At 48.6% G+C, this 16,875-nt stretch carries 7 protein-coding genes and 7 pseudogenes; 8 read left to right on the top strand and 6 right to left on the bottom strand.

Annotation, left to right across the window (positions count from 1 at the left end; genetic code table 11):
• Positions 1 to 60: 60 nt before the first annotated feature.
• The 4 genes and pseudogenes from aroF to aroC form a co-directional block, all read right to left on the bottom strand.
• Positions 61 to 765: pseudogene (gene aroF / locus JCM11217_RS11285) on the bottom strand (3-deoxy-7-phosphoheptulonate synthase).
• A 223-nt stretch (positions 766 to 988) separates the two neighbouring features.
• Complete coding sequence (locus JCM11217_RS11280) at positions 989 to 2,047, bottom strand: prephenate dehydrogenase/arogenate dehydrogenase family protein (protein ID WP_243679318.1); 1,059 nt, start codon at positions 2,045 to 2,047, stop codon at positions 989 to 991.
• Positions 2,048 to 2,182: 135 nt separating this feature from the next.
• Positions 2,183 to 3,206 (bottom strand): annotated as a pseudogene (locus tag JCM11217_RS11275) (ATP-binding protein).
• 142 nt (positions 3,207 to 3,348) lie between these two features.
• Positions 3,349 to 4,463, bottom strand: a pseudogene (gene aroC / locus JCM11217_RS11270) (chorismate synthase).
• 194 nt (positions 4,464 to 4,657) lie between these two features.
• On the opposite strand from aroC, the pseudogene JCM11217_RS11265 reads away from it, so the two are divergent.
• The 4 genes and pseudogenes from JCM11217_RS11265 to JCM11217_RS11250 all read left to right on the top strand — a co-directional run bounded on the left by JCM11217_RS11265 (position 4,658) and on the right by JCM11217_RS11250 (position 9,014).
• Positions 4,658 to 5,894 (top strand): annotated as a pseudogene (locus JCM11217_RS11265) (argininosuccinate synthase).
• 40 nt (positions 5,895 to 5,934) lie between these two features.
• On the top strand, positions 5,935 to 6,990 hold the full coding sequence (locus JCM11217_RS11260; protein ID WP_054842962.1) for a hypothetical protein: 1,056 nt from the start codon (positions 5,935 to 5,937) through the stop codon (positions 6,988 to 6,990).
• A 144-nt stretch (positions 6,991 to 7,134) separates the two neighbouring features.
• Positions 7,135 to 7,617, top strand: coding sequence for a PaREP1 family protein (locus tag JCM11217_RS11255; RefSeq protein WP_054842961.1), 483 nt, complete (start codon positions 7,135 to 7,137; stop codon positions 7,615 to 7,617).
• Positions 7,618 to 7,655: 38 nt separating this feature from the next.
• Entirely contained in the window at positions 7,656 to 9,014 is a 1,359-nt protein-coding gene (locus JCM11217_RS11250; RefSeq protein WP_054842960.1) for a lyase family protein, read from the top strand.
• Here JCM11217_RS11250 and carB read toward each other — a convergent pair.
• Positions 9,011 to 12,124, bottom strand: a pseudogene (carB, locus tag JCM11217_RS11245) (carbamoyl-phosphate synthase (glutamine-hydrolyzing) large subunit). The gene JCM11217_RS11250 and the pseudogene carB sit on opposite strands and share 4 nt — an antisense overlap.
• Positions 12,114 to 13,170 (bottom strand): annotated as a pseudogene (gene carA / locus JCM11217_RS11240) (glutamine-hydrolyzing carbamoyl-phosphate synthase small subunit). The pseudogenes carB and carA overlap by 11 nt, the downstream one beginning before the upstream one ends.
• A 131-nt stretch (positions 13,171 to 13,301) precedes the next feature.
• Here carA and JCM11217_RS11235 point away from each other — a divergent pair.
• The 4 genes and pseudogenes from JCM11217_RS11235 (at position 13,302) to JCM11217_RS16820 (ending at position 16,851) form a co-directional block, all read left to right on the top strand.
• Positions 13,302 to 14,503, top strand: a pseudogene (locus JCM11217_RS11235) (pyridoxal phosphate-dependent aminotransferase).
• 80 nt (positions 14,504 to 14,583) lie between these two features.
• Positions 14,584 to 15,318, top strand: a complete 735-nt coding sequence (locus JCM11217_RS11230; RefSeq protein WP_243679317.1) for a [LysW]-aminoadipate/[LysW]-glutamate kinase — start codon at positions 14,584 to 14,586, stop codon at positions 15,316 to 15,318.
• Positions 15,319 to 15,698: 380 nt separating this feature from the next.
• Positions 15,699 to 16,574 carry a lysine biosynthesis protein LysX gene (gene lysX / locus JCM11217_RS11220; protein WP_054842959.1) on the top strand — a complete coding sequence of 292 codons (876 nt, stop codon included), beginning with the start codon at positions 15,699 to 15,701 and terminating at the stop codon, positions 16,572 to 16,574.
• Positions 16,564 to 16,851: a hypothetical protein gene (locus JCM11217_RS16820; RefSeq protein ID WP_243679316.1), complete on the top strand. Its 288-nt coding sequence runs from the start codon at positions 16,564 to 16,566 to the stop codon at positions 16,849 to 16,851. Before lysX ends, JCM11217_RS16820 begins: the two co-directional genes overlap by 11 nt.
• The last annotated feature ends 24 nt before the right edge of the window (positions 16,852 to 16,875 follow it).

Genomic DNA, 16,875 nt, shown 5'->3' with positions numbered 1-16,875 from the left:
CATGATTAACATTGATTAATACCTTAACGTCACCATCCCGCGACCTATACGTGAATTCCCTCATAACGACCTACCAATCGCCCTAGCCACCTCCCTACCCTTAACCATCAACTCCCTAAACATCTCAAATGTTAATTGCTGCTCAGCATCCGAAAGGGCTTCCCAGGGCCTTGGGTGAACCTCCACGAGGAGCATATCGGCGCCTGCGGCTATGGCTGCCAGCGCCAGCGGTATTACCAGGTCCCTCCTACCCGCTGGGTGTGATGGATCAACGCAAACCGGTAAGTGTGTTAGTCTCTTAACGGCAACCACGGCGCCTAGGTCCAGCGTGAACCTAGTGGCGTGCTCAAAGGTCCTTATACCCCCCCTCTCGCAGATACCACGTTGCCATTACCCTCAAGGAGTATGTACTCAGCGGCCTGTAACCACTCCTCAACCGTGTTACCAAGTCCCCGTTTAAGGAGCACGGGCTTGCCGGACTTACCGACCTCCCTGAGCAAGTCGAAGTTTTGGGCATTCCTCGCGCCTATTTGCAGCATGTCCACGTACTCAGCCACGGTCTTCACCATCCTCGTATCCATGACCTCGGAGACAATAGGTAAACCAACCTCGTCACCAACCCTCCTAAGTATTTTCAACCCATCAACACCAAGCCCCTGAAAACTATACGGACTCGTCCTAGGCTTAAACGCACCACCTGAGCAACCTGGCCCCAGCCTCCTTAACGGCAATAGCCGTATCCCTAACCTGCTCATAGCTCTCCACCGCGCATGGCCCCGCAGCCACCACTACATCATCACCACCAATCTTAACACCGCTGACGTCAACGATGGTTCTATCTCTCCAGGCATTACTCGCCAATTGATACTTGGCCTTAACCTCCACTATAACGGCGCCAGGGTCTACTGACTTAATGGCGTTGGCGTCTACCTTTGAGTCGGGCCAAGTAACCACTAGGTCCTCCCCATAGACCTTGACAACGTTGAATTTAACCCCCAGCCTTATCCAGTAGGCTGGCTATGTCATCCAACTTGCCCTGGATGCCTTGATTATCATGACCCAACACCCCCCCCGCTATACTGCCTTTATCAAGCCCCCCCTCAACAACCTCCTTTAATAAATCACCCAACTCACCAACCACACTCCTCGAGTATGGATTAAGCCTAAACAACTCATTACTAACCTCAACCTGCTCTAGAATCCTCTCCAAGGCCTTAAACGTATACCTAAGGCTGTGGGTAACGAGTTGAGTATTCAGGTCGAGACCAATCCTCCTCAATGCCGCGTAAAGCGTGAGTAGTAATACGTGATGAGCAACCTGCAGGTAGGCCATAAGCCTATCATGCTCCTCAGGGCTGCTTAGGACAACTACGTTGAGGCCGGCACTTGTAAATAGGTCCTTAGCTATTTCGAGCTTATCATCGCCGGTCTTTGATGGTATTAGGACCACTGTCTCGCCAATTGGATTACTCAACTCACCAAAGAGTGGGTGGGCACTTATGTAGTGAAAGCCCGTCCTCAGCGATTCATTCTCAATTAGCCTAAACATGGGTATCTTGACTGAGAATGAGTCCATGACTATGGAGCCCCCCCTAAGCCTGCCTGAGTACTTACTCAATATGCTTATTGACTCATCCGTGGGTTTCGTGGCCAATATGATGACGTCATTAGGCACCAACTCCTCATCATGCCTTTGGAGTATTACGTCGGCGACCCTACCAAGCGCCCTGGCGAGGGTCCTACCAACCCTACCGCTGCCAATTATTGTCACACCAATATCAAGCCTACTTACCAACTGAGCTCTTGTCGAAACCCTAATTATTGATTGGGCGATCCCAATAGCGGTCTCGGCATCAACACCAAACTTACTCAATCCCTCAACCCACTTGGCAATGACCTCGCCCTCCCTGTCCCTATCGATGATGGGTAACCCAAGGTTCCTCTTAACCCTACCAATCTCGGCAGCAAGCCTAATCCTTTCCCCCCCAATTAACCTTATCAACTCCTCATCAATATTATCAATGCTATGCCTCAATTCAGAAAGCATAATAACCACCAATTAAACGGTAATTATTCACAGCTGGGTTAAGACAACCACTAAGTTTGACCTTGCACCTTACGAATCTAGATATTCCATAGAGGTCCCATGGCTATTAAGAAACTATATTTTTAAGCATTATCACTATTTACCTACACTGATAAAACACCTAAGACCTACCACGGCGTCTCTCATCAATTTATCGGGCAATACGTAGGTGTCTCCCTCTTTAACGAGCAATGAATAATCAAGTAATGCCTTAATTAGGGAGTCTATGGTGGAATTATTCAATTCCCTACCCTCCATAGCCTCAAGCGCCCTCTTAATAATTGACCAACGACAACCGTCAATGCAAGTCTCAAGTATTCTTAAATATCTTCTTTCAGCTAGGTACCTACCTTCGCCAATGAAATTACAAATCTCCCTACGAATTAATTCAACAGCCTCCTTCCTGGTTTCGCTTAAAGCCTCGTTAAACCCCATCTTCAAAGCCCTATAACCAAAAAGCGTTAACCAACCAGGGTTCCCACCAAGCTCCTCATACACCTGCTCGGCCTTCTCGAACTTAACGCCATGCTCCGCAAAACCTCGTTTAAGGAACTCAATGGCTTGATCCCTACTGAAGGGCTTAAGCGTGATACCTACGTAAGCCCTACCAAACAATGGTGATTCGGGGGGGTCGGTTAACTTAAGGAATTTAGTGAAGACCCTGAACTCAGAACCCGTTATTATTAATGATAGGTTCCTTAAATTATCATATGCGTAGGCCAATACAGGCAATATATTGAAGCCTTTCGCCTTAATGAGCTCTTGAGCTTCGTCAAGCACGATAATGGCCTTCAACCCCCCCTCATCACTAGCCCAATCATTCAATGCATCAAGAACGTCGGCAAACATAACCCTATTCTTACCCCCCCAGGAGAAGTTCACTTTAAAACCACTAATACTCACTCCCCTAATTCTCGAAAGCTCTCAATAGCTTCCTTGACCTAACCCTTTCATTAATTGCATCCTCAAGCACCTTCACGAAATCCCTATAACTCACGTAACCCTGCTCCTCAAACCGCCTTAAATCAACGTAGAAGTAATTATTTGGTACATACTCATTGAGAACAGCCCTAATTAGTGATGACTTACCCATCCTCCTAAGGCCGAACACTATTATCAACGGCTCATCTAAACTGCCCTTAAGTCTATTGACCTCCTCCTCCCTGTTAAACAAATCCTCGAGCCTTTCCTTAACTCTTACGTCAAAGAGCAGTTACCCCCCCCACCCAACTAGGTTACCCCCCCCACCTAACCTTTTAACCCTACCTCTTAATAACCCTCGGTATTAAACCAGCCCTAATCGCGTGGTCTACGAGCACTATGGCCGTCATAGCCTCCGCCGCGAGTATCGCCTTTGGCGCGGTGGACACATCATAACGGCCTCTGAAGGTTATTGTCGTCTCTACCATCTTTTCCAAATCCACCGTTCTCTGGGGCTTCCTGATGCTCGGCGTTGGCTTAAAGGCAATCCTGAACCTAATGGGCTCACCAATACTCATGCCTCCAAGAGTCCCACCAATCCTGTTGGTCTCAAGCCTTGGTTTACCATCCCTAAGCACTATTTGGTCGTTGGCCTCACTACCCCTCATCCTGGCAAGCCTAAACCCAAGCCCAAACTCAACACCAACGGCACTACCTATCGACATGACCGCCTTAGCCAGGTCAGCCTTCAACTTATCAAAGACGGGTTCACCAAGCCCCCCCGGCGGAACCTCGGTAGTTAATACCTCACCAATACCGCCAATGCTATCCCCCCCATCCTTAGCGGCACTAATCAGCACGTCTATAGCCCTCTTCATGGCTTCGTTATCAACCATGGGAAGGGGGGGCTTCTCCCAGGACTTGACAACATCCTCAAAGGTGTAGTCCTCCCTGGATATGGCCACGCCGCCAAGCTCGACTAGGTGACTCGAGACCTCAACACCTATTGTCTGTTTAAGCACGGCCTTCGCAATGGCCCCAGCCACTATCCTAGCCACAGTCTCCCTACCGCTGGCCCTACCACCGCCCCTATGGTCATAAAACCTACCAAACTTCAGGTAGTAGGCTAAATCGGCATGGCCGGGCCTAGGCCTCATCCAAAGCTCACCGTAGTAATCCGAAATAGCCCTCTTATTCCAAACAACAATTGCTACCGGCGTACCCTCGGTAAACCCATCTTTAACACCGGACAGTATTTGGAACTCCTCATCCTCACACCTAGGGTTAAGGATTGGCAAATGGCAAAATCGCCTCCTCTCCAGTTCCTTCTTGATGATTGATTCGTCGATAGCCACGCCGGCAGGGACTCCATCAACAACAACCCCCCAATGGCAGGTCCATGAGACTCCCCCCCAAAGGTCACAACCCTAAACACGCGTCCAAAGACACTACCCATTAAAAGCAACGTACTATTTAACCTATATAAGCATTCAGGACTCTGTAACGCTTAAAACCAATAATTAAGCCATACGCCACGCTACGACGGCCATATTTTACGGCACTAATGTTTAATTTATCATTATGAAACCATGAACCATCGATTCTCTAACCGTGGTTATATAGGTTATTGAAGGTAAGGCTTATTAATACATAGAACCTGGGGGAAGACGTGGGTTCCTTAAACCGGTACATAGGAAGCCCAGTAAAATCGCACTTGCCTACTCAGGGGGTCTCGACACAACAGTAGCCATTCATTGGCTCAGGGAGAAGTTCGATGCGGAGGTTATAACGGTCACAGTGGATGTTGGGCAGGATGATGACTTCAGGGATATTGAGGAAAGGGCATATAGGCTGGCGCCGCTAAGCACTACACGATAGATGCCAAGAGGGATTTTGCCGAGGGCCCTGTGGCGATGGCAATAATGGCCAATGCGCTCTATGAGGATAGGTACCCGCTGGGTACGGCATTGGCTAGGCCGTTAATTGCTGAGAAGGTTATTGAGGTGGCTAGGAAGGAGGGCTGTGACGCGATCGCCCATGGATCGACCTCTAAGGGTAATGACCAGGTTAGGTTTAACGAGGCGTTAATGGCGTTGGCGCCAGACCTCATGATTATTGAGCCAGCGAAGATCTGGGGCATGAATAGGGCCGAGGAGGTTGAGTATGCTAAGAAGCATGGTATACCAATACCCAGCGTACACAGTAGGTTTAGTATTGATGATAATCTGTGGTCGAGGAGTATAGAGGGCCGTGAAATAGATGACCCTGGCGTTGAGGTTCCTGAGGATGCCTTTAAGTGGACCGTCCCACCTGAAAAGGTCAATGAACCACTCATGCTAGAGATTGAGTTTAGGGAGGGGGGGCTACCCGTGGCGATTAATGGTGAGAAGATGGACCTAGTCAGCCTAATATCATTGCTCAATAAGGTGGTTGGATTGCATGGCTTTGGTAGGGTTGACCACATCGAGAATAGGATTGTTGGTTTTAAGTCTAGGGAGGTCTATGAGGCCCCCCAGCCGCGTTAACGTTGATCGAGACCCACAAAGACCTGGAGAAGCTAGTTTACACACCACTTGAGTATAGGTTTAAGAGGATGGTTGACCAGACCTGGGCAGACCTTGTCTATGGTGGCCTATGGCATGAGCCACTGCGTGAGGAACTTGATTCCCTAATTAAGTCAATGAATAGGTGGGTTAGCGGTGTTGTTAAGGTTAAGGTATTCGGTGGATTAACAATACTTGGTAGGGAGAGCCCATACGCAAGCTATAGTAAGGACCTCGTAGATTACGTGAGTGGTTGGTACCCAAGCGAGGAGGAGGCGAGGGGCTTCATAAGGATGCACGTACTACACTCGCTAATGGCCTATAGAGCCAGGCACAAGGCATAGAGAGACTACTGTTAAAAGTATACCCATTAAAAAGTAATATATGGGTTTGGAGGAGGTTAGGACGACGCACGTGGGTAGTTTACCAAGACCACCTAACCTATCTCCTCAAAACCTAGATAAGGCAATTGAGAATGTCGTTAGGATGCAGGTTGAGATTGGGCTTGACGAGGTCAATGATGGGGGGGAGTACAGGCGCCAATCATTTATTAGTGATTTGACCGAATTACCTGGATTCGAAGTCACGGAATTATATTGGGAAAACTCAGCAGGTGATAAGAGATTCATACCCATTGTACTGAGGACGATGGAGTATGACCCAAGCAAACCAATACTGGCAAGGGGGGTTGAGGGCATTAAAAGGGCCCTGGAGAAACTGGGAATTAAGAAGAGAATTAAGGTAACAATACTCGCACCAAGCTTCATGGCCAGGCTTTACCCAGACCCAGACTGGATGCCCGCGAGGCCTAGGGAGTTAATTAATAAGTATCGCCAGCAGGTTAGGCAATACTACCCATCAATTGATGATTACCTGGATGATGTTAAGAGGATAATAATTAACGAAGCTAGGGCGGCGCTTAACGCTGGCGCTGACGTTGTTCAATTCGATGCACCAGACATACTCCAGTTTGATGTGTATGGTGAGTATAACCCTGATAAGAGTAAGGCTAAGGAACGTGTTAGGAGGGCTGTGGAGCTAAACAACGAGGTTCTCTCCAAATTACCTGCTGAGCATCTCGAGATCCATTCTTGCTGGGGGAATTTCAATAACTCCCAGTTCAACACGCTTGGTCATTACGATGATGCACTGCCTGAGCTCTACGACTTGAAGGTGGGTGTTCTTGGACCCTTCGAGGTATTTGATGGTATTAGGGATTTCGAGGAACTGAAGTACTTCAAACAATATGCGGTGCCAAGGGATAAGAAGTTGGCGTTGGGAATCGTCAGTGTCAAGTCAAGGAATGTGGAGCCAGTGGAGGTCATTAGGAGGAGGTACGAAGCAGCGCTGGAGGTGGTCAATGGCGACCCGAGTAAGCTAATCGTGGCTCCAGGATGTGGTTTTGCCTCAAGTGCCACAAACCCCCGTGCAAACCCTTGAATCCGCAAGGCGAAAGTTGAGGAACATGGTGCTCGCGGTAAAGGGTTCCCAATGACTTAATATTCTCAAGATAAACTTACCATATTCTACATTTAAAATATTAAATACCTGCCTAGATTTCCATTATCTAGGAGGGAATTTCATATGCAATTGGCAAAGCCGTGGTACGACCCTAAGGAGTACAAAAGGATTAGGATTGATGAGGCTAAGATCGAGTTAGAACTTGCTAAGAGATTCCTTAGCGAGGGATTGATTAGAAACGCTGCCGGCAAGGCGTTTCAGGCGTGGAAAGCCCTCGTAGCTGCATTGGCGGTTGATAAAAGGGATGAGTTAAGCAAGGTCTTTAGCGGTAAGGTTAGGTTGAGGGGGGGTAAGAGGGAGCGTGTTGATAGGGTTGATTGGGTAATAGCGGTTATGCCGACGAGTTACTTGAAGGATGTGGCTATGATTATTGGCGGCAGGGTTGACTTACTCACGGATAAGGCGTTATGGATTGATCAATATCAGTATAACGGGCCTGATCCTGAGAGGGTCCTTAGTCCTTATAAGGATGATGAGACTGCCAGGAAGGATATCGAGACATTGATTAAGGAGGCTGAGGAAATCCTACGTAGTATGGGTAGTTAATGAAATCCTTAAAACATAACCCCCCCTAGCTTATCAGTGTGTACCGCAGGGAATTACTCGGGGGGGCTGGGAGTGTTGATAAGATAAGCTATATTTCGTCGGTCGTTGATGACGCCGAGATCTTTAAGTACGTGATAATCACGCTCATCGTTCACGTCAATGAGCTTGAGAGGATTGGCGTCATTAATGGCAATGTGGCTGGGAGGATTAGGGATGTCCTTAGGGATATTTGGCGTGGTGGTTATGAACCAGGTAAATTAGGTAGCTATGAGGATGTGCATGAGTACATTGAGGCAGAATTAATCAGGAGATTGGGTGGCATAGGTGGTTGGATCGGCATTGGTAGGTCTAGGAATGACCACGTGGCAACGGCAATTAGGCTTAAGCTTAGGAGGGCTCTACTCGACTTAATACTCATCACGCTTAAGCTCAGGGAGGTCATCCTAAACAAGGCCGTTGAGGGATATGATAAGGTGATAATAGGCTCAACCCATAGGCAGCCAGCCCAGGTAACAACGCTTGGTCATTACATGCTTTACCTGGATGACCTATCCAGGGACTTCCTCGGTGAATTAATGCACGTCTATGAATTAGTCAATAAGTCACCATTGGGTTCTGGACCGCTCACTGGCACTATGGTTGGTATTGATAGGTTTAGGGAGGCCACCGAGCTGGGCTTTGACGGTGTTGTTGATAATACAATATACGCAACCGGTTCTAGGTACTTCATAATATCCACAGCATCAACAATAGTTAATTACCTGGTGGAGGTTGGCAGGTTCATTAATAATCTCGAGATGTGGTTAATGCCCCAGCTAAATTATTTGAGCGCGGATCCGAGTCACCTCGCCACGAGTAGCATCATGCCGCATAAGAGGAACCCAGCCACCCTGGAGGTTTTTAGGGCTAGGATTGGGGGGGAGGCCGTGGGCCACTTAATGGCTATGTACTCGATACTAAGGCCGGTGGAATCCGGCTATCAACTGGACCTACAGGAATTAACTAGGCATATGTGGTCAATAGTTAAGATTGCCCTTGAGGGTCTCTCGATACTCATGGACTTCATCAACGGTGTTAAGGTTAATGAGGATAGTATTAAGGAGTCGCTGAGTAAGTACGTAGTTACCGCCGCTGAGTATGCAGAGACCGTATCGATGAGGGAAGGAAGACCGTTTAGAGATGTGTATAATGAGGTTGCTAGAGAACTAAGGAGCGGCATTAAAGTCGGCCTTGATGTTAATGATGCATTAATGAAGCCCGTGCGCGGCTCGTCAAATCCACGCCAAGTAATTGATAACGCCAAGTCCAGGCTTAATGAGGTTAGGGAGTTAATGAGTAGGGTTAATTCAATGGTGAGTAGGCTTAATGAAATTGAGAATAAACTACTCACCACCTAACTAAGCTCGGCCTCAAGTAACTCCTCAATGACGTATTTACCACCGCCCCTCAACCACTCAAAGGCCCTCGTCAGCTCAAGCCCGAGGCTTGGGTGTAATATTATTGGTGTTGCCGTGTCCGCGGCCAACCTACGCGTAACGTAGTCCTTATCCACCGTGTCGCCTCCCGTCATGAGTATATCCACGGAGCCCTGCTTAAGCATGGCCCTAACCTCCTCGGTATCGTCAAGAATCACGAGCCACTTACTGAGGCGATTTCTTATTTCGTCGATTGCCTTAATGTATTGCTCATCGTATGTGTAAACCAGGGCGTTTTTCCTTGGGATCCTCGATGGCGTGGTTGATAACCAGGCCTTAAGTAATGCCTCCTCAAAGGCCTTACCACTCGATGCCACCTCACCCGTACTATACATCACAGGCCCAAGCCTTGGGTATGAACCCCCCCTAACCCTACTCCAGGAGAATTGACTCGCCTTAACCCACCAGCGCCTTGGCCTAAGCACCATGAACTCCCTATCCATACCCAAGCCGTTTAATGCAGCCTTAACGGATAAATTCATTAGGTTAACTCCAGTTGCCTTACTTGTGAATGGCATTGACCTGCTCGCTCTCACGTTAGCCTCGATTACGTATAGCTTATCCCCCCCAGCAATGAACTGTATGTTGAATGGCCCAACAATGCCTAATGCCTTGGCAATTCTCAATGAAGCCTCTGCCATCTTAATCCTCCAACCATCATTTAACCTATAGTCAATGCCCCCCCTTGGTGGTATGACCATGGTACTATCGCCGGAGTGCACGCCAGGTGGTTCTATGTGCTCCACGGGCACCACGATCACGGAATTACCATCACCAACACCATCAACCTCAACCTCAACACCGTTACCAATGAACTTGGACACAACTACAGGGTGCTCAGGGCTTATCCTAGTCGCCTTGTTAACATAATTGAGTAGTTCCTGCCTATTCCTGGCAATGCCCATGTACGTACCACCAAGCACATAACTGGCCTAACGATTACTGGGTAATCAAGCCACCTCTCCACGAGTCCTATCAACTCCTCAATAGTTGATGCATAGGCCCAGGGTGGTTGATCAAGTCCTAACTCATCGAGTAATTTCGAGAACTTAGACCTATCCTCAGCCAGATCCACGGATTCCGGTCTCGTGCCCAGTATCCTAACATTCTCAATTAGCCAGGACCTAGCCTTACCATAGAGCCTCTGCCCAATTTGACCACCTGCCCATAGCACCACGAACTTGGGCCTCTCCTTAATTAGTATGTTCCTTAGGGTTTCTGGGGTTAATTGATCGAAGAAGAGTTTATCCGCGAAGTCCCAATCCGTGGACACGGTCTCTGGGTTATAGTTCAGCACGCCAATCCTATAGCCAAGTCTCTTAAGCATGAGGACGGTATTAACCACCGACCAATCGAACTCGACACTAACGCCTATCCTAAAGACCCCCCCAGCGCCCGTAACCACGGCATCAACGCCAGGCCCTGTATAATCATCAACCTCACCACCGTGCGTTAGGTATAGGTAATTCGTGGCGGCAGGCCACTCACCGGCCAATGTATCGATTTGCTTAACCACGGGCAACCTCCTCAGTGGGTCATTACCAAGGGCCCTCCTCAATTGCTCCTCACTGAAGCCAAGCACGTAAGCCTCCTCAAGTGGTAATGGCTCACCCCTCCTTAATCCCTCGTAGAAGTCCACAACCCTCTTAATCGCGTAAAGGAAGAACTTATCAACGCCGGTCCACTCATTAATATCATCGACGGAGAAACCCTCCCTAAGAAGCACAGCCGCGTACAGGAACCAGTAGGGCTTCCTCTCCTTAACCATTTTCATAGCCTCTTCAATGCTTGCCTCATGGTATATCCTACCACCCACGAGGCCTGGCTCGCCAATGTCAAGCATTCTCACAGCCTTCTGCCAAGCCTCCTCAAGTGTCCTCCCAATGCCCATGACCTCGCCGATACTCATCATTTCGGGGCCCAGGGACTCATCAATGCCAAACCTATCGCTCTCCCACCTCGGTATCTTAACCACCACATAATCGAGGCTGGCTCAAAGGACGCTACCGTCTTACCCGTCACCCTATTAATCAACTCACTCAGCCTATAACCAAGCGTCAGCTTAGCCGCTATATACGCCAGTGGGTACCCCCCCGAGGCCTTGCTGGCCAGGCGCTTGACCTACTCATCCTTGGATTCGTCTCTATGACGTACATCTCGGGCCCCCCCTGGGATTAATAGCAACCTGCACGTTGCACTCGCCAATTAGGTTTATCGCGTTTGCGACGCCAATGGAGATTAACCTAGCCCTCTGGTACTCATCATTTGTTAATGTTAGGCAGGGCGCAACAACCACTGAGTCGCCCGTGTGCACGCCCATGGGGGGGTCTATATTCTCCATGCAGACCACGGCCACCGACTCCCCCCCGTACTTATCCCTCATAACCTCGAACTCAATCTCCTTCCAACCACCGATGTACTTCTCAATTAGCACCTCCTTAATCTCGCTCATGGCCAATGCCTTGTGGTACTTACTGATCAACTCATCGTCATTATGGGCAACAAAGGCACCTGCACCACCGAGGTTAAAGGACACCCTGGCAAGCACTGGGTAGCCCAATTCCCTAGCCGCCGATAAGGCCTCATTTAGTGAGTACGTGGTCTTGGACGGTAACACCGGGATGCCGTGCTTATTCATTAGGTCCTTAAACAGCTGCCTACTCAGGGCTGACCTAATGCCCTCTATTGGCGTTCCAAGGACCTTAATGCCGTACTTACTGAGAATGCCCAAGTCATTGAGGTTTATGCATGCGGATAATGCGGTCTGACCACCAAAGCCACAGGCAATTGCGTCAGGTCTCTCCCTCTCAATAACCATCTCCAGGAACTCAGGCTTTATGGGAACCAGGTAAACCCTATCCGCAAACACGCGCGTAGTTTGTACGGTAGCTACGTTTGGGTTGACTAAGACTGTCGTTAACCCCCTCCTCCTTATACGCCTTAAGTGCCTGTATTCCCGAGTAATCAAATTCCGCGGCCTCCGCAATCTTAATTGGCCCACTACCGATTACCAGGACTTTCCTAACGTCCATAGTTGATCACCATCCTCGCAAACTCATCAAAGACCCAATTAGCGTCTAAGGGGCCGGGCTTAGACTCCGGGTGGAACTGCGTCGTTAGTATTGGTAGTCTCTCATGGATTAAACCCTCCACCGTGTTATCGTCAGGTTGTATCGCCCACACCCTAAACCCAGTGCCCCCCCTAATGCTCTGTGGATCGACGGCATAGCCATGGTTGTGGGTGGTTATGTACACTCTATTCCTAATGAGATCGAGCACCGGCTTATTGATCGCCCTGTGTCCATACCTCATCTTGTAGATCCTAGCCCCAATGCCTAGGGCGATTACCTGGTGTCCTAGGCATATCCCTAGGGTTGGTTTTCTATCCCTAATTACATCAGTGACGACATCACTTAAGTACGTCAGTAGGTTTGGATTACCTGGACCATTACTGAGGAGGACCCCGTCGCAATCATTTAGGGCATTCCTCCACATATGGCATGGGTACCTAACGACCCTAAAGCCCCTGCTTAGCAGGTTTCTCACAATGCTCATCTTAACACCGCAATCAATAATTCCAATACAGGCTTATCATCATCACCATAGTAAATGGGCGCACTTGGTGATACAAGCCTTGTGAAGTCAATATCATCATACCTAGCGCATCCCTGATTAACTTCAAGGCCCTGTCCACGTCATCGGCTATGGCGCCCATCATCACGCCAACCTCCCTCAACTTAACCGTTAACGCTCTAGTATCAACCCTGTAAATACCCGGGACACCCTCCCTCCTAAACCACTCATCAAGGCTCATAACCGATGTGTAGTGGCTTGGTGTTGTTAGGTCAAAAATCACGGCACCACTTACCTGAATCGCATCACTCTCCCACTGATCCGGCGACGTTCCGTAATTACCTATCAATGGACTTGTAAACACCAGTATTTGCCCCCTGTATGATGGGTCCGTTAGAGACTCGGGATAACCAACATTAGCTGTTGTGAAGACTACCTCGCCAACAGCCTCATTATTAGCGCCAAAGGCGTAACCACGATATACACTTCCATCCTGAAGAACCAGGTACCTCCTCCTTAAGCCGAATCATTCAGGTGGGCTTGTTATAAATATTTTATAAGCTTTGCCTTTAAGGCACTTACATGGCTGTGCTAGATACATAATGTATATATATTTGTTTAAAATAAAAGCCACCAATGCGCGGCTTTTCCCAATCAATAGCCTTCCTCAGGGAAAGCCCAACCAGGAGGATTGATGCGATAAGGGAGAGGTTAAAACGTGAGAAGAGGGATATCATTAACCTATCGGCTGGACAACCTGGGATACCGCCACCGATTGAGATTAGGTCATTACTGGCTAAGCAATTGGTGGAGGATAATAGTATGGAACTTTACGGATATACACCCAGCCAGGGAATTATTGAGTTAAGGGAGGCGGTCTCCGAGGATTTGAAGAGACTTGGCGGTATTGATGTTGACCCGGACAATATAGTGATTATAACGGGCGGTCAGGAGGGGGATGTTCGCCACGTTCATGACCATACTAAACCCTGGCGATGAGGTCATACTACTGGACCCAACATACTTTGGTTATAAGCCATTATTGAGTACTTTGGCGGTAGGATAAGGAGACTTGGCCTGAGCATGGAGGATGAGTTCAAGATCAACGTTGAGAAGCTTAAGGAGTTAATAACGGACAAGACTAAGGCACTGGTTTTAGTGTCTCCGGATAATCCAACGGGCAATATAATTGATAGGGACACCGCGAAGGCGATAGCCGACCTAGCGGTGGATAAGGACTTCTGGATAGTATCTGATGAGGCTTATAGGACGTTGATTTACGAGGGGGGGGAGCACACATATATTTATAGGTACGCGCCTGACCACGTAATCTCAATAAACACATTCTCTAAGGACCCTGGAATACCAGGTTGGAGGTTGGGCTTCATCTACGGGCCAAGCGATGCAATACCTAAGTTGAAGCTAGCCGCTGAGGAAATGACGTACTGCCCACCCGTTATTGCCCAGAAGTTCGTGGCCGCGTACCTAAGGTCTGAGGTCAGGTTGAAACACCTTAGGTACATAATTGAGGAGTATAGGTCAAGGAGGGATGCCGCAGTTAAGGCATTGAGGGAGTACCTACTGAGTCCAGGTTCGTTGTTCCAAAGGGTTCAATGTTCATATTCGTCGACTTATCACGTTACATAAGGGATTCCGAGAAGTTCGCCGAGGCGCTCCTTGAGAGGTATGGTGTGACCGTGATACCTGGTACGTACTTCAGCGATATTTATAAGTCGGCAATTAGGATCTCCTTCGTGGTGGAAAGCATCGAGAGGATACGCATGGGGGGGATTGAGAGAATAGGCAATGCCATTAATGATCTAAGGAGCTCATTATAACTCGGTCTCTGGCGTTAAAATTATATTATGTTTACTACGGCATGGCAATATTTATAATATTGATATGCTGTTCCTCAGTGATGCTCGTAATAGTGAAGGTAGGCGGATCCGTGATTAGGAAGGGAGTTGATAATCTCATTAGGGAGATACCTGAATTGCTCAATAATGGTCATAGGGTGGTGCTAATACATGGTGGTGGTTACTTCATAAATGAGCTAATGGAAAGAATGGGGCTTAAGCCCAAGTTCGTAACTAGCCCCCCCAGCGGTGTCACGAGCAGGTACACGGACCTGGAGACCCTGAGGGTCTACGTGATGGGCATGATGTTCCTAAATAAGGAGTTGGTGAGTAGGTTGCAGGGTGTTGGGGGGGTTAATGCCATTGGGCTTTCTGGAGTTGATGGCGGCTTACTGAGAGCTAGGAGGAGAGAGTCAATGATTATAATTGATGAGAGGGGGGGTAGGGAGAGGATTGTTGATGGTGGCTATACGGGTAAGATAGAGAGTGCTAATAAGGACTTCATAATGAGACTACTCAATGATGGTTTCACGCCTGTGATAGCGCCAATAGCCATGGATGTCAAGACAGGCGGGGGGGCGCTAAATGTTGATGGTGATCAGGCACTCGAGGTATTATCAACATCCCTAACGCCCAACTATGCCGTGATTCTCACGGACGTCGATGGCGTACTCATAAACGGGAAGGTCATCAACAGGGTAAGCGCCGCTGAGGCACAGGAGTTGTTTAAGAATCCGGAGGTTAGGGGGGGGTGGTATGAAGAGGAAGGTCTATACGGCAGCCCAGTTGGCTGGTAAGGGTATATACACGATAATCTCTAACGGAGTGATTGATAGACCAATAACATCAGCAATTAATGGCTTTGGTACGCACGTGTCACCGCAGAAGTGATGTTTATTAGATATATACCTTAATCGTTAATTTATAAAATCTCCGCTATTAACCGCAATGCTTAAATAGGCTATATTTACGTAATAACGCGATGCCAACAAAGGTTTCCTGCCAGGTCTGTGGGGGGCGGACATAGAAATACCAGATGATGTGCTCGATGGTGAATTAGTCAGTTGCCCAAGCTGTGGTCAGAAGTACCAGGTAGTTATTCAGAATGGCTTAATACAGCTGAAGCTGATTAAGGTTGAGGAGGAGGATTGGGGGGGCGAATAATTGCTGAGGGGGGGTGGTTCTGATTGAAGTCGTACACTTCCTCTACGATGCCATAAGGCTTGATGAGAAACTGCTCATTAGGGAGTTTGATAACCTGGGCATTAATTATAGGCTTGTGAATGCCGAGAACCTGGCCTTCGAATTCCCTGGAACTAATGAGGTTGCCACGGCATTCATAAGGACCGTCAGCCAACACAGGACTCAGTTACTGGCTCAGATGTATGAGGTCATTGGTGGTAGGTCAATAAATCCATACGCATCGATAATGATTGGCAATAATAAAGCCATTACCCTGGCGATACTCAATCGCCTTGGAATCCCAATACCAAACACCGTAGTTGCCCTATCCAGCGAGTCGGCAATCAAGGCCCTGGGCATTGTTGGTTATCCCGCAATTATTAAGCCGATACATGGCTCATGGGGCAGGTTGGTTAGCCTGGTGGGTAGTAATGAGGACTTAATCCTCCTGACTAGGCATAGGGGGGGATCCATGGAGAATCCCCAGTACGAGACGTACCTAGTTCAGGAATTCATTAGGAAGCCGGGTAGGGATATTAGGGTCACCGTTGTCGGCAATGAGGCTGTGGCGGCCATATATAGGTACGCCGTCGGCGATGATTGGAGGACGAACACCGCGAGGGGGGGTGGTAAGGCCGAGGCCGTGAGGATTGACCCGGAGCTTGAGGACATAAGCGTCAAGGCCACAAGAGCAATTGGTGCTTATTACGCAGGTGTCGATGTTGTTGAGTCTGACGGAGGTTACAAGGTGCTTGAGGTTAACACAGTCCCTGAGTTCAAGAATGTGCAGAGGGTGACGGGTGTTAATGTGGCTAGGCGAATAGCGGAGTTGGTAATGGACATTGTTAAGAGGGTTGATAATGTTCAGTGACGAAGCTAAGTTAAAATTACTCATGGAGGCCCTGAACATTTACTCACCCACGGGTGGTGAGCATGAGCTTGCGGAGTTCCTAGTGGAATTAATGACAATGAATGGCTTTGAGGCTAGGATTGATGAGGTAGGCAATGTGGTTGCCATTAAAGGCGGTGGCGAACCTGTTCTTTGGCTTCATGCCCACATGGACACAGTGCCCGGCTTCATAGAGGTTAAGCGTGAGGGCAACAAGGTAATTGGTAGGGGGGGGCCAGCGATGATAAGGGCCCGCTAATGGCGATGGTGATAGCCTTCATGG

The sequence above is a fragment of the Vulcanisaeta distributa JCM 11217 genome (assembly GCF_001316005.1).
Taxonomy (GTDB): Archaea; Thermoproteota; Thermoprotei; order Thermoproteales; family Thermocladiaceae; genus Vulcanisaeta; species Vulcanisaeta distributa_B.
Note: the sequence above shows the minus strand (reverse complement) of the source record. Positions and strands in the feature narration are given on the sequence as shown.

Bases quoted from the DNA above. Each gene is read 5' to 3' on its own strand.
- JCM11217_RS11260 (WP_054842962.1), top strand. From the start codon at position 5,935: ATGGGTTTGGAGGAGGTTAGGACGACGCACGTGGGTAGTTTACCAAGA.
- JCM11217_RS11255 (WP_054842961.1), top strand. From the start codon at position 7,135: ATGCAATTGGCAAAGCCGTGGTACGACCCTAAGGAGTACAAAAGGATT.
- JCM11217_RS11280 (WP_243679318.1), bottom strand. From the start codon at position 2,047: ATGCTTTCTGAATTGAGGCATAGCATTGATAATATTGATGAGGAGTTG.
- JCM11217_RS16820 (WP_243679316.1), top strand. From the start codon at position 16,564: ATGTTCAGTGACGAAGCTAAGTTAAAATTACTCATGGAGGCCCTGAAC.
- JCM11217_RS11230 (WP_243679317.1), top strand. From the start codon at position 14,584: ATGCTCGTAATAGTGAAGGTAGGCGGATCCGTGATTAGGAAGGGAGTT.